Raw genomic sequence first — 15,571 nt, 5'->3', positions numbered from 1 at the left:
TTACAGCTGGGGCGCCGACTCAGGCGTGTCGAGTGCATCGCTGGCCACCGGCTTCACATGGCTGCCGTTGGATAAACGCACCTGACCCGAGGTCACTATGGTTTCGCCCGCTTTCAGGCCTTTAACGACTCGCGCATAGTCTTCTTCCCGCTCGGCGACCTCGATCACGCGTTGTTTCGCCACCAGTACCGCTTCGCCCTCGGCTTTTTCGCTACCTTGTTCAGGCTGCTGTGCTTCGACCACGTAAACGGTCTGACCATAGAGGGTGAAGTTGATGGCATGCTGAGGCACTAAAATCTGCTCGGTCCGAGTAGGCAACTGCACATCCAGTTTGGCAAACATGCCGGAGCGCAACTTGCCGTCCTGGTTGGGAATGCTTGCCTGCACCTGGACTACGCCCGAGCCGGGGTTGATTTGCGGCTCGATGGCGGTGATCTCGCCGTCAAAGGGGGTGTCGGGATAGGCATCAACGAAGATATTCAAAGACTGACCCACGGCGATATCGGCGATGCGGGTCTGGGGAATGGTAAAGCGAATGCGGAACTGGCTGATATCTTCCAGGCGCGCAATATCGGTACCGGCATTCAGGTACTGGCCCAAAAAGGCATTGCGAATACCCATGACACCGTCGAAGGGGGCACGAATGGTGCGGCGTGCTATGGTGGCCTTCAGCGAATCAACCTGACCGATCAGTTCCTGGTAGCTGGCCTGGGCATCATCCAGCTGGCCCTGAGAGACGGAGCCGCGAGCAAACAACTGGCGCATCCGTTTCAGATTGGCCTGTACCGCAGGCAAACGCCCCTGGGCACTGCGCAGGTTGGCCTTTTCCACATCGGCATCCAGCTCCAGCAGAATATCGTCGGTGGTGACCTGCTGGCCGGATTCAAAATGAATCGCCCTGACGATACCCGCCGCCTCGTTGCTGATATTAATACCCTGAATGGGTTCGATAAAACCAATGGCTGCAATGCGGGGAGTCCAGTCCTGAGGCACAATTTCAGTGGTGGTGACCGGGAAGCTGGGCACCGGCATATTGGCAAAGTATTGCCCCATCATCTTTTGTTTAAACAAGTTAAAGCCGATGACGCTGCCGAAGATGATGATCACCAGCAACAACATGGACAGAGTCCATTTCTTCATTAGTTTACTCCCGCATTTTGTTAATTATTAACGTTTAAGAATGGCGTTCCAGCTGGCATCAAGCAGTTGCTCATACAGGGCATCATCGAGCTCGATACAACCTTTAGTGCATTTCTGTGTCAGCAGCATTAAATTCTCGAGGGCCAGAAAGCCCAGCAGCTCGGCCGGCATGTCGCGAAACAGGCCGTTGACTCGACCACACTCGAAGAACTCATACACAGGTTTAAAATAGCGCTCATCCATTTTCCGTTCATCTTCCCGATTGAACAGGGGAGAAGCTTCATACTGCACGCGATAGCAAAGGCTGTCGGGGCTGGACCGCAAATAATGCATGGTGTTGAGCCAAAGCTGGCGAAACTGGACATAGTTTGGTTCTGTGGCATCCACGTTTTGCAGGATGGCGGCCGAGGCACCGCGCAGGCGTTCTTCATGCAGGCAACGCAACAGCGTCTCTTTATCAGCGAAATAACGATAAATGGTACCTGTGGCCACATTGGCTTGCTTTGCCACCTGCTGCATCGAGATACCATGAAAACCCCGACGGGCGATCAGCGCCTCGGCGGAGCTTAAAATACGTTCACGTTTATCAGGCATCGCATTACCGTTATCAGTGTTAAAAGAAAAGTGAATGAACGTTCATTCATCTTGGGCGATATTAGAACTTTTCACCTGAAAGTCAATTACTCACCAGGGCGTCCTGGTCAGTTTAGATAAAAAAACAACCACTCTGCCGACAAAAGCAGCAGCCACACTTTTATTATGAAAAAGTGCTGGACAAGAAGGGGGCCGGGTCTTAGTATTCGCATCGTCCAAATGCGAGCGCCCGTAGCTCAGCTGGATAGAGCGCTGCCCTCCGGAGGCAGAGGTCACAGGTTCGAATCCTGTCGGGCGCGCCATCTATGCATTGGACGATAAAAATTTAAAATGGTGACCGTAGCTCAGTTGGTAGAGTCCCGGATTGTGATTCCGGTTGTCGCGGGTTCGAGCCCCGTCGGTCACCCCAGTTTCAGGCCAAGGTCTGGAAGCAGTACAATATGCGAGGGTGGCGGAATTGGTAGACGCGCTAGCTTCAGGTGTTAGTGTCCTTTGGATGTGGGGGTTCAAGTCCCCCCCTTCGCACCACTGCTTCAATAAGTTGTAATTGTGCTTAGAATAAGTACAATGCAGATAAGTTATATCGGCGTTTAGCGCAGCTTGGTAGCGCATCTCTTGTTTTGGGATTAAGCGGATCAGAGGGTGCGACCCGATAGCAGATTAAGAATAAAAAAAGATTTCGGCGTTTAGCGCAGCTTGGTAGCGCATCTGGTTTGGGACCAGAGGGTCGCAGGTTCGAATCCTGCAACGCCGACCAGTTTAGCAAGTAGTAATAAAAGTTTTACGGCGTTTAGCGCAGCTTGGTAGCGCATCTGGTTTGGGACCAGAGGGTCGCAGGTTCGAATCCTGCAACGCCGACCACTTCAAAAAAGCCAGCTCAAGTAGCTGGCTTTTTGTTGTCCGGGATTCAGTGAAGCGTGAGGCGTAAAGGGTGAGGGATAACCCCCGAACCAGCAGGCCCGGTGTTTTGCGCTTCACCCCTCACGCCTCACCTCACAACCCCCCTCACAGAATACAAACAGGACTTAACGGAAGAATAGCCATACAATGGCGTTAAGTATCTGCAGATCATGGCAATATCATGACCGAAGAAATAAAACCCAACAAAACAAAAGCGGCTAAAGCAGGCGGCACACAAGTGCAGTCCCTTTCTCGTGCCTTGCTGTTACTCGAGTGCCTGGCTGCCTCCGACATGGGCATGTCGCTTACCGAAGTCGCCACTAGCCTGGGGCTGGCACCTTCTACCACGCACCGCTTGTTGAACAGCTTGCGCAGCCACGGCTTTGTGGATGTGGATGACACTCAGGGGCTGTGGAGCATAGGCGTGAGTGCCTTTGCCGTGGGCAATGCCTATCTGAAAAAGCGCGATGTTATCGCCCAGTCTCGGCCCTTCATGAAGCGGCTGGTCGCCGACACCGGTGAAACGTCCAACCTGGCTATTTTAGAGCAGGACAGGGTGGTCTATGTGGGGCAGGTGGAGTCACCGCAAACCATGCGCATGGTGGTGTCACTGGGCAGCAGCTCGCCGCTTTATGCCTCTGGCGTCGGCAAGGCGCTGTTGTCTGTGGTGCCGGAAAAAGAGGCCATGGCGTTAATTCAGCAAACCGATATGGTGGCGTTTACCGAGCATACCATTACCGATGCCGACCAGTTTGCTGCAGAGCTGCGTCATGTTCAGCAGCAAGGCTATGCCCTGGACGATGAAGAGCAGTTTGAAGGCTTGCGTTGTATTGCTGCCAATATTTACAACGAATACGGTGAGGCAGTGGCGGCGATTTCCATTTCTGGCCCGGCGGTACGGGTGAAGCAGGAGCGCCTGGCGCACTTGAGCCAGCTGGTCATGGAAGCGGCACAAGAAGTCACCCAGGCGATTGCTGGCAAGGCTCCTAAAAGATAAAGACTTCTTCGTCACGGATTCCGTGGCAAAAATGCTCTTTAGGTTTTGTCGTTTAAAGCTGCTTTTCAGCCATAAAAAAGGCCAGTCCGGTGGGACTGGCCTTTTAGGTTCTCGCTTAGCCGTTTCGGTGTAAAAGCTGGGCTTAGAAGCTCAGCGGGCGATCGCCATGTTCGTCTTTAATACGCGTTGGCAGACCCATTTCATTAAGCAGGTTAATGAAAGGGCGGTGCGGCAGCTCTTCTACGTTGACCATGCGCGACACATCCCACTCGCCGGAGGCGATCAGCAGGGCGGCGGCGACCGGTGGTACGCCGGCGGTGTAGGAAATCCCCTGGCTGCCCACTTCGTTGTAGGCTTCCTTGTGGTCGGCCACGTTATAGATAAAGACTTCTTTGTCCTTGCCGTCTTTTTTGCCCTTAACCACATCACCAATACAGGTTTTGCCGGTGTAATCGGGGGCCAGGGAAGAGGGATCGGGCAGTACGGCCTTGACCACTTTCAGCGGGACCACTTGCTGGCCTTCGGCCGTGGTGACCGGCTGCTCGGACAACAGACCCAGGCTGTTGAGGACGTTGAAAACGTTGATGTAATGCTCACCAAAACCCATCCAGAAGCGCACGTTGGGCACATCCAGGTTTTGTGACAGCGAGTGCACTTCGTCGTGACCTGTCATGTAGCTGGTTTGGCTGCCCACAACGGGCAGGTCGTCGGTGCGCTTGACTTCAAACATCTTGTTCTGCACCCACTCGCGATTCTGCCAGGACCAGACACGACCAGTAAACTCGCGGAAGTTGATTTCCGGATCGAAGTTGGTGGCAAAGTAACGACCGTGGCTGCCCGCGTTAATATCGATGATGTCGATGGAATCAACGGTGTCGAAGTATTCTTTTACTGCGGCGGCGGCATAGGTATTCACCACGCCGGGATCGAAGCCCACACCCAAAATAGCGGTAATGCCCTTGTCGGCGCACAGCTGCTTGCGCTGCCACTCGTAGTTGGCATACCAGGGTGGGGTTTCACAGATCTTGGAAGGATCTTCGTGAATAGCGGTATCAAGGTAAGCGGCACCGGTTTCAATACAAGCCTGCAGCACCGACATATTGATGAAAGGCGAACCGACATTGATCACCATTTGCGACTGTGTTTTGTCAATTAACGCTTTGGTGGCTTCAATATCGAGCGCATCCAAGGCGTGAGCTTGCAACTCACCGGCAGTCTTCAAACTGCCCTTTTCCCGAACACTGTCGACAATTTGCTGACACTTTTCGACAGTGCGCGAGGCGATGTGGATGTTACCCAGAACATCATTATGTTGCGCACACTTGTGTGCTACGACTTGGGCGACACCACCGGCACCAATAATCAGAACGTTTTTCTTCATCTTCTTCCTCTAACCGCCTCCTTGAAAGGCTTTGTTATGGGTGATTAATGCCTCAGGAGAGGCTGTTTACAAAGTCGTCGAAACCGAACTCCTTAACCAGCTCTATGTTGCCGTCGAGCTGACGTATGGCAATGGCGGGCATATTCACGCCATTGAACCAGTTTTTCTTCACCATGGTGTAGCCGGCGGCGTCGATAAAAGACAGCCGGTCCCCTACCTTGAGTTCGCGGTCGAAGTTGAACTCACCGAAGATATCGCCGGCCAGGCAGGACTTGCCGCACACCATGTATTCATGCTCCCCGTTACTGGGCGCCATTTTGGCCGTCTCGCGATAAATCAGCAGATCCAGCATGTGTGCCTCAATCGAGCTGTCGACAATGGCCAACTGCTTACCATTATAGAGGGTATCCAGCACGGTGACTTCCAGCGAGGTGGTCATGGTAATGGCTGCCTCACCGGGCTCCAGATACAGCTGCACCCCGTAGCGCTCGGAAAAGGCTTTCAGGCGGGCACAGAACCGGTCGAGCGGGTAGCCTTCACCGGTAAAGTGAATGCCGCCACCCAGGCTGAGCCAGTTGATGTGCGGCTGTTCCAGCAAGCTGCCAAACTTGTCTTCAATTTCGGACAGCATCTGGTCGAACAGGGCAAAGTCGCTGTTCTCGCAGTTGTTGTGGATCATAAAGCCCGAAATGTGCTCGATAACACCGGCGACCTTGTTGGCATCCCATTCGCCCAGGCGACTAAAGGGGCGGGAGGGATCGGCAATTAAAAAGGCAGAGCTGGACACGCCAGGATTGAGGCGCAAGCCGCGGGTATGCTGGGCCGAAGCGTCGGCAAAGCGCTCGAGCTGGCCAACAGAGTTGAAAATAATCTTGTCGGAATGCGCCAGCACCTCTGCAATTTCGTCGTCGGCATAGGCCACGCTGTAGGCATGGGTTTCACCACCAAACTTGAGCTTGCCGAGTTTGACTTCATTGAGCGAAGACGAGGTGGTCCCGTCCATGTATTGGCTCATCAGGTCGAATACCGACCAGGTAGCAAAACATTTCAGCGCCAGCAGCGCCTTGGCACCGGAGTGTTCTCGCACATAGGCAATCTTCTCCATGTTGCGCAGCAGCGCGGCTTTGTCGATGAGATAGTACGGCGTCTTAATCACCAGGGCATACCCTCTTGCTCGGTTTAACCACCCGGCGGGAGCACGGGAAATTTAAAGCGCACGAGTATAGTGGAAACTGACCCATGCTTCGAGTAAAAATTGACCCCTTTGGACCACGGTTATCGCCAAGCCACCAGTGCTCGGCGGCCGGTTATGAAACAGGCTTCCCGGGGGAAGCCTGTGGTCGTTGCCGGGGTGAATATCGTTAGCCAATCCACTGGGTGACTTGAGCAAACACCAGGAAGCCCATGGCGATGCTGATCCAGACCGCGAACAGCGGCAGGAAAAACTTGATCCACTTGTTCCAGGAGACACCGGCCAGGGCCAGGGTAGCCATGAAATAACCCGAGGTCGGATACAAGATGTTGCCGAGTCCGTCACCTAGCTGGAAGGCCAGCACGGCGGTCTGGCGGGTCACGCCAACCAGATCAGACAGGGGAGCCATGATGGGCATGGTCACCAGTGCCTGGCCGCTGCCCGATGGAATGACAAAGTTGAAGCCCAGCTGGGCGAAGAACATGCCAATGGCCGAGAACATGGCCGGAAAGCCACCCACCAGGTTACCCAGGTTATACACCAGGGTATCCATGATCTGGCCATCTTCCAGTATCACGGCCACCGCCCGGGCGATGCCGCAGATCATGGCACCGACCAGTACGTCTCGGAAGCCTTCGTTGAAGCCTTCACTGATTTCTTCGGTTTTAAGGCCGGCAATCAGACCAACCACCACCCCCATGATGACAAACAGCCCGGCCATTTCCATCATGAACCAGCCGCGGGTCATCACACCCCACACCAGCAGAGCGAAGAAACCGAAGGCGGCAAGAGAAGCCCATTTCTGGCGCGTGGTGGCGGTGAGTGCCGCCTCGTTGGCACTGTGCTGATAACGGGCCCGTTTTTCTTTTTCCTTGGCGTCATCGCCCATCAGGCTCAATGCCGGATTATTACGCACCTTGAGCGCATAGCGGGTGACATAGAAGATGCCGACCAGCAGAATGGCAGCGAACGCCAGCGCCCGCAGCAGCAACCCGGAATAGATCGGCAAGTCGGCCAGCTGCTGGCCCAGACCGGTATTAATGGGGTTGAGTACCCCGGCGGTAAAGCCAGCGGTGGTCGCACACAGCGCAACGGCGGCGGCGGTCATGGAGTCGAAGCGCAGGGCGATCATCAGCGGCAGTATCACGGGCACATAGACCAGCGCCAGTTCCTGGGTGCCGATAAGGGTGGCGATCACCGCGAAGGTGGTCATCAAGACCGGAATGATCACTATGGTGTTATTGGCAAAGCGGCGGGTCAGCTTATCGACCCCGATTTCGATGATGCCGGTGCGGCGCAGCACCATGAACATGCCACCGATCATAAAGGTGAAGAACACCACTGTGCCCGCATCCATCAGTCCCTTGGGAATGGCCAGCATAAAGTCGACCGGACCGACCGGAGTGGACTCGATCACCTGATAGGAGTTGGGGTCTATGGTGGTACGGCCGTTGGGGCCGGGCACCCGATCGTACTGGCCGGCGGGTACTATATAAGTCAGCACGGCGGCAATGGCGCTGAACACAAACAAGATGACGTAGATGTGGGGCATTTCGAACGATTTTTTGTGCTTTTTAGCGGTATCGTGCGGCAACTCGTCTGCCTGAGAGGTAGGTTTCATTATATTACTCTTTCCTGAATCAAGTACTGCGGTAAGCCTGTGCGTCGTTGTTAGGGGGCCGGCAGGTAACATCTTTAACTCAATATTCAGCGAAACAGGGTAACCAGCACGCCGAATGGCGGGCATTATTAGTATTTTGTTTACAAAATTGCAACTATTTGACTGTTTATTTTTATACAGTGCAACCGGGATGGTAAACGTGAATCGCGACGGTGGAGTCGATTGGAGGTGCGTGCAAAGCAATGACCGTTCAAACAATCAATATGTGCTGCAGTGGGTGCCGGGAGCCAGCGGTATGCGAGGGATGAAGCTAAATTGAGTTCTGCCTGGATCCTGGTGTTGTCGGGGAGACAGGCCAGGAGCGGCTACCATGACCGACGGTCATGAAAGGGGGGTGGGGCAGCACAAGCGATAATTAAGATCTGACACAAAGCCCCCTGAGTGAAAGTTCGTACTTATCGCTATCTGCCCCGATTCTTGCTTGTTCAGCCACCTTAAGCTGGCGGCTGTATGGATTTATTCGCCGCGAATGTTGTGGTTGGCCAGGTGCTCCAGTGCTTTAACCAGGCCGGAGTGATCCCAGCCGGCACCGCCCAGCGCGTTACAGGTGTTGAACAACTCTTGCGCGCCCGCCGTATTCGGCAGCGACACACCCAGTTCGCGCGCCCCGGTCAGGGCCAGATTAAGGTCTTTCTGATGCAGGGCAATGCGGAAGCCCGGATCGAAGGTCCCCTTGACCATACGCTCGCCGTGCACTTCCAGGATCTTGGAAGACGCGAACCCCCCCATCAGCGCTTCACGCACCTTGGCCGGATCGGCACCGGCTTTAGAAGCAAATACCAGGGCTTCTGCAACGGCTTCAATGTTCAGCGCCACTATGATCTGGTTGGCCACCTTACAGGTTTGGCCGTCACCGTTACCGCCAACCAGGGTAATGTTCTTGCCCATGACTTCGAACAGCGGATTGACCTTGTCGAACACAGACTGCTCGCCGCCCACCATAATGGTCAGCGCCCCGTTGATCGCACCGACTTCGCCGCCGGATACCGGCGCGTCCAGGTAGTCGGCACCGGTTTCGTTAACGCGCTTGGCGATAACCTTGGTGGCAATCGGCGAGATGGAAGACATATCGACCACGATTTTGCCGGCAGACAGGCCTTCGGCAACCCCGCTCTCACCAAACAGCACTTCTTCAACCTGAGGGGTATCGGGCACCATGGTGATGATGATGTCGGCGGCCTGGGCCACGGCGGCCGGGTTGGCCAGCGCGATGCCGTTGTCACCCAGCAGGTCGGCCGGGGCCTTTTTGTGATGCTCGGAGAAATACAGGGTGTGACCCGCTTGTTGCAGGTTGGCAGCCATGGGCTTGCCCATGATACCGGTACCGATAAAACCTATTTTCATCGTATGTTCCTTTTTGGCTTGTAGGACGACAGACGCCAGGCTGTTTCATGCTGGCCTCTGTGACCTTAAAAAGACTCAACGCCGCCAATGGCGGCCCGGTTCGGAGTTAGCCCAGCTTGTATTTTGCCAACCAGGACAGACCGGCTTCGGTAGTGGTGGCCGGCTTGTATTCGCAGCCAATCCAGCCGTCGTAGCCCACTTCGTCCAGGTACTTGAACAAGAATTCGTAGTTGATCTCCCCGGTGCCCGGTTCGTGACGACCCGGGTTATCAGCCAGCTGTACGTGGTTGATTGCGCCTAAGTTGTTTTTGATGGTGCGCGCCAGGTCGCCTTCCATGATCTGCATATGATAGATGTCGTACTGCAGATACAGGTTGGCGCTCCCTACTTTTTCGCGAATAGACTGCGCTTGTTGGGTGGTGTTCAGGAAGAAACCGGGAATATCCAGGGTATTGATGGCTTCCATTACCAGCTTGATGCCGGCCGCTTCCAGCTTGTCGGCGGCAAATTTCAGGTTGGCAACAAAGGTGGCTTCGGCCTGCTCATCAGACACGCCAGCAGGCTGAATACCGGCCAGGCAGTTTACCTGGCTGTTACCCAGCACCCTGGCGTATTCAATCGCCTTGTCAACACCGGCCTGAAATTCTGCAACCCGATCCGGATGGCAGGCAATGCCGCGCTCGCCGCCGTCCCAGTTACCGGCGGGCAGGTTAAACAGCACCTGGGTCAGGCCATTGGCATCCAGGCGGGCTTTAATGTCTGCTGCCGTTTCGGCGTAAGGGAACAAATATTCCACACCCGTGAAACCAGCCTTGGCGGCCGCGGCAAAGCGATCCAAAAAGGCCACTTCGGTAAACAGCATAGACAAGTTGGCAGCTAATTTAGGCATAACAATGTCCTTTATTGATTGGGGGCAAGCACAGCCCGGCCTGCTGGCCGGGCGTTAGCGTCATATTAGTCGAGCAAAGAGATAGCAGTAGGGGCATCGGCGCCTCGCTCTGCCAGTTCTTCAAACTCGTTAACCGCGTCAATTTCAACACCCATGGAGATGTTGGTCACACGCTCAAGAATCACTTCCACGACGACGGGTACCGAGAACTGGGCCATCAGCTGCTTGGCTTCTTCCAGTGCCGGTGCAATGTCTTCCGGCTTGAACACGCGAATCGCTTTACAGCCCAGGCCTTCAACCACCTTCACATGGTCGACACCGTACTCGCCCAGCTCGGGGGAGTTGATGTTTTCGAACGACAGCTGTACACAGAAGTCCATGTCGAAGCCGCGCTGTGCCTGACGGATCAGACCCAGGTAAGAGTTGTTCACCAGCACGTGTATGTACGGTAGTTTAAACTGGGCACCGACCGCCAGCTCTTCAATCATGAACTGAAAGTCATAGTCACCCGACAGCGCCACGACCTTACGACCCGGATCGGCAGCAACCACACCCAGGGCGGCAGGAATAGTCCAACCCAGGGGACCCGCCTGACCACAGTTGATCCAGTTACGCGCCTTGTACACGTGCAAAAACTGGGCGGCCGCAATTTGTGACAAACCTATGGTAGAGACATAAGTGGTATCACGGCCAAAAGCCTTGTTCATTTCTTCGTAGACACGCTGTGGTTTAATCGGGGTGTTGTCGAAGTGGGTCTTGCGCTGCATGGTGCGCTTGCGCTCCTGGCATTCGGCAACCCAGGCACTGCGATCTTTCAGCTTGCCTGCGGCTTTCCACTCTTTGGCCACTTCCAGAAACAGATCCAGCGCGGCGCCCGCGTCGGAGACGATACCCAGATCCGGGCCAAATACGCGACCGATCTGCGTCGGCTCTATGTCTACGTGCACGAACTTGCGACCCTGGGTGTACACCTCGACAGACCCCGTGTGGCGGTTGGCCCAACGGTTACCGATACCCAGCACAAAATCGGAGGCCAGCAGGTTGGCGTTACCGTAACGGTGCGAGGTTTGCAGACCACACATACCGGCCATCAGCGCGTGGTCGTCAGGAATCGTCCCCCAGCCCATCAGGGTAGGAATGACGGGTACGTTGACCAGCTCGGCAAACTCGGTCAGCTGGGCGTCGGCGTTGGCGTTGATCACACCCCCACCCGATACCAGCAGCGGCTTGTCGGCTTCGTTCAGCATGGTCAGCGCTTTTTCGATCTGAATGCGCGTGGCGGCCGGCTTGTAGGCCGTCATTGGCTGGTAGGCTTCGGGATCGAATTCAATTTCAGCCATCTGTACGTCGAACGGCATGTCGATCAGTACCGGGCCTGGGCGACCCGAGCGCATGATGTGGAAAGCCTGCTGGAAGGTACCCGGCAGCTGTGCCGGCTCCATTACGGTCACGGCCCATTTGCATACTGGCTTGGCGATAGATTCGATGTCTACGGCCTGAAAGTCTTCTTTGTGCATACGCGCCCGTGGCGCCTGACCGGTGATGCACAAAATGGGAATCGAGTCGGCAGAGGCCGAGTACAAGCCGGTAATCATATCGGTACCGGCAGGGCCGGAAGTACCGATACACAGACCTATGTTGCCCGGGTTGGCACGGGTGTAGCCTTCGGCCATGTGTGACGCGCCTTCAACGTGGCGCGCCAACACGTGCTCTATGGTCCCCAGGCCACGCAGTGCCGCGTAAAAGGGGTTGATAGCGGCGCCGGGAACGCCAAAGGCTTTGGTCACACCTTCCAATTCGAGGATTTTGGCGACTGCTTCGATTGCTTTCATTTTAGCCATAATATGTATCCATTCATCTGAGGCGCGCTCGGCACCATTGTTGATTATCCATGCAGTGGCCGTGCTTTCGTTTGCCAAAACGGTTAACAACCACCTAATCCATAGCCTGATGATACAAAAAAAAACGGGTCGATCAATCTATTTTTGGAAATCGTTTTTACAATGTGGAACTTATTTGTCTAAACATTCGACGATTGTCTGCGTGAATACCGGTTAAGTGTGACCCAGCGCACGCATGATAACAATAATATGACAACATAAATATCTGGTATACATTCTGTTGGTTTATTGTGAACTTTTTTGGGTTTGAATTTACTGCGCTTGACTCAGAAGTGCACAAACAAGTACCCAAGCAGGCGCATGTGCAGCGCGGGATGAAGCCGTTGATCTCTTGGACTGTTTTGCCTTTCGGTAGCTGGCTGGCCGCCGCTGACCGGGAGGGAGAATGGTGTGGAAGCTGGGAAAACGATTTTTTGTGCGCTGCACAAAGAATCGCTTGCAAAACTCTTTTGTGCGGTGCAGTATTAGGTTGTGCGCCGCTGCTAAGAAACGAATTGATGATGTTTTTCTTGCTGGCGTACCCGGCCAAGAGCCCCTTATTCTTCAGGAGAGATACAATGTCATTGTTCGATTTTTCAAAACTGCAAACCATTCAGCAAGCCAACTTGAACCTGCTGCAAGGCCTGTCCAGCAACCTGTTTGCCGGCGCCACCAAGCTGGGTCAGCTGCAACAGAATGCCCTGACCGAATTGAGCAGCGCTCAGTATGACTACGCCAACAAGTTGCTGGCCGTACGCGATGCCAAGGAATTCTTCGAGTTGCAAAGCTCCGTATTCAGCCCAAGCGCGCTGTTGGATCGCCAGCTTGCCTTCAACCGTGAAGTCGCTGCCGTATTAAGCGACAGCCAGCAGCAGATCGGCCAGTTTGCCGAGCAGCAGATTGCCGCCGGTAGCCAGCAGCTGAATGAAGCGATTGAGCAGTTGGCTGGCCACGCACCAGCAGGAAGCGAATCGGCAGTAGCCGCACTGAAAACAGCGGTTACCCAGGCTAACGAAGCCTATGAGCAAGCCCAAAAAGCGGCTAAAAGTGCCACTGAAATCACAGAAAACGCGGTAAAGCAGGCTTCAGAGCAGTCTGAAAAGACGGCTCGTCAGGTAGTAGAAGCGACCGAAAAGAACATTAGTGCTGCCACCAAAGCAGCGGCTGCCCAAGCGAGCAGCAATGCCAAGACTACCCGCGGTAAATAATTAATAACGACCAATAACGACTAATAACAGCGGTTAATCGTTTAGGCGATAAGGATTACTCCTTATCGCCTTTTTTTTCGTCGTCGGCCTTGGGGTCGGCTTTTTGCTCGGGCTGATTGCCGAAGCCGCCAAACAGGCCGAACATGTTTTGGGTGTTCATGTACAGGTTGCGGGACTGCTCGACATATTGGCGCATCATGTCTTGCATCATGGGCACCTGGCCTTGCATGTACTCGGCCCAGGCTTGTGATGATTGCGAGCCGGCCTGTGCCTGAATGTCGATAACCGACTGAATGCTTTCATCCAGATAGCTGCCCAGCACGCCCTGAAAGGGGCCGTAAAAACGGATGATGTTTTTCAGCATGGCGCTGGAGAATATCGGATTGCCGTCGCTTTCCGCTTCCTGGATGATCTGCAGCAGAATGCTGCGGGTGATGTCTTCGCCGCTTTTGGCATCCACGACCTGAAACGGTTCTTCTTCCTGTACCAGGCGGCGGATATCCACCAGGGTGACATGGCTACTGGTGTAGCTGTCGTACAGCCGACGGTTGGGGTATTTCTTGATAATACGGATATTGTCTTGAGTTTTTGACATGCGACAGTACTTCTCGACCAGCTAATTTAACTGTCAGTGTATCCCAAACCCCCACGGCTCTCAATTTGGCACGAGATAGCGCCGCCTGGCACTCGACTAAACACAGGGCGTTAAGATTCTTTTTGCCACGGAATTCACGGAACCCACGGAAAAAGAGAATGTGAAGGGTGAGTAAAGGGTGAGGAGTGAAGGGAGAATGGGAAAAGAGGTAAATATGGCGCCAGGACCAGGGCCAGGGCTAAGGGAATAAGGCAGCCACTGGCTGGGCAGCGTTTTAGCCGTCGTTGCTGCGGCGCAAGATAGTCTTGAAGCCTGGCTCCGGTGTCTGTCCGGTGCCGTCTTGCCGGTACTGAATCAAGTTCAGCATGACGTAGCTCCGGTATCTTGTTTACGTTTTATGCTGCCGTTGATCTTAACTTCTGGCTTACAGCGGCAGGCTTAACGCTCTGTTTTGCTCTTCACGGGCAGTGTCATCTGTTATTATTTCTCTCTATTTTATTCAAGCTAGAACGGGATCTCCGATGCAAGTTGCAGATAACACAGTAGTTCAGTTCAACTACACCTTAAAAAACGAAGACGGCATGGTGCTGGACACTAACGTCGGCAACACGCCACTGGCGTACTTGCACGGCCATAACAGCATGATGGAAGGCATAGAAAAAGCGCTGACTGGCAAAGAGGAAGGCGACAGCTTCAGCATCACCCTGACGCCGGAAGAAGGTTACGGCGAGCGCAAGGACGACATGATCCAGCGCGTACCGGTCAAGCATCTGCAAGGTGCCAAGAAGTGGAAAGCGGGCATGATGGCCACAGTGCACACCGAGCAGGGGGTGCGTCAGGTTGTGGTCGCCAAGGTGGGCAAGTTTATGGCCGACGTAGACATGAACCACCCATTGGCCGGCTTAACGCTGAATTTTGATCTGGAAGTGGTCAGCGTACGCGCCGCCACCGAAGAAGAGCTGGCCCACGGCCACGCCCACGGCGAAGGTGGTCACCAGCACTAAAAGCTTGCCGCTTTTAGTGAGGCCGTAAGCGGTACGCTTTACGCTGTAAGTTAAAGATCAAAAAAGGCCGGGCTGTTGCTCGGCCTTTTTGTTGGGCGTGCATACGGCACACGCCTGGGCTAGTCGGCAAACGTCTTGGGCTGAACCAGTCTCAGGTAGTCTTTCGTGGGCAGGCTGAACAGCTCTCGGTAACTGCCGGCGCTGAACACGATCTCTTGCTGGTGTGCGAGTTCGGCGTCGATATACACCGGCATGTGATACAGGTTGCCAAAGGGAGGCAGGGCACCAACTTCGCAGTCGGGAAACTGCTCGCGGAAGTCGTTTTCATGCAGAAGAGTCGCCGCCTTTGCCGACAGAGCCTGGGCCAGGCTGTCGGTATGGATCCGCTTGGGGGCGGGTACCACTATCATTGTCATCTGATCATCCAGCGTCACTATCACCACCTTGGCCATCACGCTGCCCGGTATATGGGCGGACTCGGCCACATCCTGAGCGGTAAACGCCGGCGAGTGGGTAATCACCCGATACTTGACCCCCTGTTGATCCAGGTATTGCTTCAATCGTTGGGCCGGCATAGTCAGTTCTCCTCGACAGATACGGAACATCAGTTGATGGTTGAAGTATAGGTTATGAGGGGATCCCAGCCGGAAGCTTGAAGCTATAAGAGAAAGACTAAACAAGTTAAAGACAGTAAGCGTCACTGCATCCGCACCTGTTTAGCCCACTTTTAATACCGTAGATTACCCGTTTTAATGAACGAGGTGAT

General features: G+C 54.5%; 13 protein-coding genes and 5 tRNA genes. 8 read left to right on the top strand and 10 right to left on the bottom strand.

Annotated elements, in window-relative coordinates:
* Positions 1 to 1,140 (bottom strand): efflux RND transporter periplasmic adaptor subunit, encoded by a 1,140-nt coding sequence (locus ACN0VL_RS09605; RefSeq protein WP_417616791.1) that lies wholly within the window; start codon positions 1,138 to 1,140, stop codon positions 1 to 3.
* A gap of 27 nt (positions 1,141 to 1,167) precedes the next feature.
* Positions 1,168 to 1,734: a TetR/AcrR family transcriptional regulator gene (locus ACN0VL_RS09600; protein ID WP_417616789.1), complete on the bottom strand. Its 567-nt coding sequence runs from the start codon at positions 1,732 to 1,734 to the stop codon at positions 1,168 to 1,170.
* A 225-nt stretch (positions 1,735 to 1,959) separates the two neighbouring features.
* Here ACN0VL_RS09600 and ACN0VL_RS09595 point away from each other — a divergent pair.
* The 6 genes from ACN0VL_RS09595 (at position 1,960) to ACN0VL_RS09570 (ending at position 3,631) form a co-directional block, all read left to right on the top strand.
* A tRNA-Arg gene (locus tag ACN0VL_RS09595) sits at positions 1,960 to 2,036 on the top strand.
* A gap of 31 nt (positions 2,037 to 2,067) precedes the next feature.
* Positions 2,068 to 2,143: transfer RNA gene (locus ACN0VL_RS09590), tRNA-His, on the top strand.
* Between the two features lie 33 nt (positions 2,144 to 2,176).
* Positions 2,177 to 2,262: transfer RNA gene (locus ACN0VL_RS09585), tRNA-Leu, on the top strand.
* 152 nt (positions 2,263 to 2,414) lie between these two features.
* Positions 2,415 to 2,491: transfer RNA gene (locus ACN0VL_RS09580), tRNA-Pro, on the top strand.
* A 27-nt stretch (positions 2,492 to 2,518) separates the two neighbouring features.
* Positions 2,519 to 2,595, top strand: a tRNA-Pro gene (locus ACN0VL_RS09575).
* 220 nt (positions 2,596 to 2,815) lie between these two features.
* Positions 2,816 to 3,631, top strand: a complete 816-nt coding sequence (locus ACN0VL_RS09570; RefSeq protein WP_417616787.1) for an IclR family transcriptional regulator — start codon at positions 2,816 to 2,818, stop codon at positions 3,629 to 3,631.
* A 142-nt stretch (positions 3,632 to 3,773) separates the two neighbouring features.
* Here the strand turns inward: ACN0VL_RS09570 and ACN0VL_RS09565 are convergent, their stop codons facing one another.
* From ACN0VL_RS09565 to gcl, 6 genes are all read right to left on the bottom strand, one after another.
* The gene (locus ACN0VL_RS09565) at positions 3,774 to 5,012 is read right to left on the bottom strand and encodes a saccharopine dehydrogenase NADP-binding domain-containing protein (protein ID WP_417616785.1); all 1,239 of its coding nucleotides are present in this window, start codon (positions 5,010 to 5,012) and stop codon (positions 3,774 to 3,776) included.
* Between the two features lie 52 nt (positions 5,013 to 5,064).
* Entirely contained in the window at positions 5,065 to 6,168 is a 1,104-nt protein-coding gene (locus ACN0VL_RS09560; protein ID WP_417616783.1) for a carboxynorspermidine decarboxylase, read from the bottom strand.
* 205 nt (positions 6,169 to 6,373) lie between these two features.
* The gene (locus ACN0VL_RS09555; RefSeq protein WP_417616782.1) at positions 6,374 to 7,825 is read right to left on the bottom strand and encodes a YfcC family protein; all 1,452 of its coding nucleotides are present in this window, start codon (positions 7,823 to 7,825) and stop codon (positions 6,374 to 6,376) included.
* Positions 7,826 to 8,341: 516 nt separating this feature from the next.
* Positions 8,342 to 9,268: a 2-hydroxy-3-oxopropionate reductase gene (gene glxR, locus ACN0VL_RS09550; protein ID WP_417616871.1), complete on the bottom strand. Its 927-nt coding sequence runs from the start codon at positions 9,266 to 9,268 to the stop codon at positions 8,342 to 8,344.
* A gap of 67 nt (positions 9,269 to 9,335) precedes the next feature.
* On the bottom strand, positions 9,336 to 10,118 hold the full coding sequence (gene hyi, locus ACN0VL_RS09545; RefSeq protein ID WP_417616780.1) for a hydroxypyruvate isomerase: 783 nt from the start codon (positions 10,116 to 10,118) through the stop codon (positions 9,336 to 9,338).
* A 65-nt stretch (positions 10,119 to 10,183) separates the two neighbouring features.
* A complete protein-coding gene (gene gcl / locus ACN0VL_RS09540) occupies positions 10,184 to 11,959 on the bottom strand; it encodes a glyoxylate carboligase (protein WP_417616778.1) in 1,776 nt (591 codons plus the stop codon).
* Positions 11,960 to 12,576: 617 nt separating this feature from the next.
* Between gcl and ACN0VL_RS09535 the strand changes: the two genes are divergently transcribed.
* Positions 12,577 to 13,206 (top strand): phasin family protein, encoded by a 630-nt coding sequence (locus ACN0VL_RS09535; RefSeq protein ID WP_417616776.1) that lies wholly within the window; start codon positions 12,577 to 12,579, stop codon positions 13,204 to 13,206.
* A 55-nt stretch (positions 13,207 to 13,261) separates the two neighbouring features.
* Here the strand turns inward: ACN0VL_RS09535 and phaR are convergent, their stop codons facing one another.
* Positions 13,262 to 13,801: a polyhydroxyalkanoate synthesis repressor PhaR gene (phaR, locus tag ACN0VL_RS09530; RefSeq protein ID WP_417616774.1), complete on the bottom strand. Its 540-nt coding sequence runs from the start codon at positions 13,799 to 13,801 to the stop codon at positions 13,262 to 13,264.
* 521 nt (positions 13,802 to 14,322) lie between these two features.
* Between phaR and ACN0VL_RS09525 the strand changes: the two genes are divergently transcribed.
* Positions 14,323 to 14,805, top strand: coding sequence for an FKBP-type peptidyl-prolyl cis-trans isomerase (locus ACN0VL_RS09525; RefSeq protein ID WP_417616772.1), 483 nt, complete (start codon positions 14,323 to 14,325; stop codon positions 14,803 to 14,805).
* A 119-nt stretch (positions 14,806 to 14,924) separates the two neighbouring features.
* Here ACN0VL_RS09525 and ACN0VL_RS09520 read toward each other — a convergent pair whose 3' ends face one another.
* A complete protein-coding gene (locus ACN0VL_RS09520; protein ID WP_417616771.1) occupies positions 14,925 to 15,380 on the bottom strand; it encodes an aminoacyl-tRNA deacylase in 456 nt (151 codons plus the stop codon).
* Positions 15,381 to 15,571: the final 191 nt, after the last annotated feature.

Origin of the sequence: Oceanisphaera sp. (assembly GCF_048268965.1) — a bacterium.
Classification (GTDB): Bacteria; Pseudomonadota; Gammaproteobacteria; order Enterobacterales; family Aeromonadaceae; genus Oceanimonas.
This window is presented reverse-complemented; position numbering and strand designations above follow the sequence as displayed.

Excerpts from the sequence above, each read along its gene's own strand:
- ACN0VL_RS09600 (WP_417616789.1), bottom strand. The coding sequence starts at position 1,734 with ATGCCTGATAAACGTGAACGTATTTTAAGCTCCGCCGAGGCGCTGATC.
- ACN0VL_RS09605 (WP_417616791.1), bottom strand. The coding sequence starts at position 1,140 with ATGAAGAAATGGACTCTGTCCATGTTGTTGCTGGTGATCATCATCTTC.
- ACN0VL_RS09555 (WP_417616782.1), bottom strand. The coding sequence starts at position 7,825 with ATGAAACCTACCTCTCAGGCAGACGAGTTGCCGCACGATACCGCTAAA.
- ACN0VL_RS09570 (WP_417616787.1), top strand. The coding sequence starts at position 2,816 with ATGACCGAAGAAATAAAACCCAACAAAACAAAAGCGGCTAAAGCAGGC.
- ACN0VL_RS09565 (WP_417616785.1), bottom strand. The coding sequence starts at position 5,012 with ATGAAGAAAAACGTTCTGATTATTGGTGCCGGTGGTGTCGCCCAAGTC.
- ACN0VL_RS09525 (WP_417616772.1), top strand. The coding sequence starts at position 14,323 with ATGCAAGTTGCAGATAACACAGTAGTTCAGTTCAACTACACCTTAAAA.
- gcl (WP_417616778.1), bottom strand. The coding sequence starts at position 11,959 with ATGGCTAAAATGAAAGCAATCGAAGCAGTCGCCAAAATCCTCGAATTG.
- hyi (WP_417616780.1), bottom strand. The coding sequence starts at position 10,118 with ATGCCTAAATTAGCTGCCAACTTGTCTATGCTGTTTACCGAAGTGGCC.
- ACN0VL_RS09520 (WP_417616771.1), bottom strand. The coding sequence starts at position 15,380 with ATGCCGGCCCAACGATTGAAGCAATACCTGGATCAACAGGGGGTCAAG.
- ACN0VL_RS09535 (WP_417616776.1), top strand. The coding sequence starts at position 12,577 with ATGTCATTGTTCGATTTTTCAAAACTGCAAACCATTCAGCAAGCCAAC.
- phaR (WP_417616774.1), bottom strand. The coding sequence starts at position 13,801 with ATGTCAAAAACTCAAGACAATATCCGTATTATCAAGAAATACCCCAAC.